Source organism: Rhodococcus sp. T7, from assembly GCF_009872365.1.
Lineage (GTDB): Bacteria > Actinomycetota > Actinomycetes > Mycobacteriales > Mycobacteriaceae > Rhodococcus_F.
In genome coordinates this window covers 1-1,693 of record NZ_WXYH01000205.1, presented here as the reverse complement: position 1 = coordinate 1,693, position 1,693 = coordinate 1, and the positions used below count along the sequence as shown (strand labels likewise).

Annotated in this window: 1 protein-coding gene; it reads left to right on the top strand. The window is 64.9% G+C overall.

The genetic code is table 11. From position 1 onward, the window contains the following. Positions 1 to 122: 122 nt before the first annotated feature. Positions 123 to 1,520, top strand: a complete 1,398-nt coding sequence (locus MLGJGCBP_RS19465; protein WP_160097628.1) for an IS1380 family transposase — start codon at positions 123 to 125, stop codon at positions 1,518 to 1,520. Positions 1,521 to 1,693 lie beyond the last annotated feature (173 nt).

The following is a 1,693-nucleotide window of genomic DNA, read 5'->3' as shown; positions in this document are numbered from 1 at the left end:
CCTCGGGCTTTCACGCTGGTCATGCCCCGGCCGCGTGTTGATCATGAAGAAAGGTGCTCTGAACTGCAAGAATATGGCTTGCTGAGGGCCGATATTCACTTCGTTCGAGGAGCACCTTTCTGGTGGGCAAGTCTACTTCGTGGTACCCGTCGCTGTCCGTTGACCCCGCCGGAACCGGTGTCGTGTCGCACGCCGGGGCGGTGTTGTTGCTACGCACCGCAGAGAAAACTGGTCTGACGACCGCGTTGTCGAGTGCGCTCGAGCCGTGGCGTAAACCGACGACCTCCCACGATCCGGGCAAGATCATCGCCGATCTGACGATGGCACTCGCCCTGGGCGGCGACTGCCTGGCCGATATCGCGCTGCTGCGGGAAGAACCCGCAGTCTTCGGCCGGGTGGCGTCCGATCCCACCGTCTCGAGACTGATTGCCGCATTGGCCGCTGACGCTCCGAAAGCGTTGGCGGCAATCAACTCCGCCCGTTCGACAGCCCGACGGATCGCCTGGAACGCCGCCCGTGAACAGGCTCCCGACCATGCCATCGACGCCGGACATCCGCTGATCATCGACCTCGACGCCACACTGGTCACCGCCCACTCGGAAAAGGAAAACGCTGCCGCCACCTACAAGAGAGGGTTCGGTTTCCACCCGCTGTGCGCGTTCGTCGACCACGGACCGGACGGCACGGGCGAGCCGTTGGCAATGATGCTGCGCCCCGGCAACGCCGGCTCCAACACCGCCGCAGACCACATCGAACTGATACGGCAAGCATTGCGGCAGTTGCCGTTCACCGCCAAGGGCGGCCGGGTCGGCCGCAAGGTACTGATCCGCACCGACGCGGCCGGCGGCACCCATGCCCTCATTGACTACCTGACCACACAGAAGTTGTCGTACTCGATCGGATTCGGTCTGACCGACACCATCGTCGCCGCGATCGAAACCCTTCCCGATCAGGCCTGGCTCCCCGCCGTGGACGCGGACGGGCAACCGCGCGACGGCGCCTGGGTCGCCGAAGTAACCGGGTCGCTCGAGTTGCCGGGCTGGCCCGATGGGATGCGGGTTATCGTCCGCAAGGAACGCCCGCACCCCGGTGCACAACTGCGCTTCACCGACCGTGACGGGCTGCGGTTGACTGCGTTCGTCACCAACACCGAAGGTGGACAATTGCCCGATCTGGAACTGCGGCACCGGCGCCGGGCACGCTGCGAAGACCGGATCCGCATCCTGAAAGACACCGGCCTCGAGAACCTTCCGCTGCACGGCTTCGATCAGAATCGGATCTGGCTCGCCCTCGTCGCCCTCGCCGTCGAGGTCACCGCATGGATGCAGATGCTCGCGCTCACCGACGACCCAGCCAGTCGGTGGGAGCCGAAACGGCTACGACTACGCCTATTCGCGACCGCCGGTCGCATCGCCCGTCACGCACGAAAAGTGCACCTGCGGCTGTCCGCCCACGCACCCTGGATCGACTTGCTGATCACCGCATTGGCCCGTCTCAACGCAATCCCCGACCCCCTCTGACCAGCGCCAATCCGGCGATCGAGACGAAAGGGAATCAACTTTTCGGGGCCCTGGACCCCGACGACCACCCGACCGCGTCGGGCGTACGCGCGTTGCCGGGCACCGAATCCACGCCCGAAATACCCAACCTGAAACTGATCAGAGCGACACATCAGACGCATGCAAGATCGAGG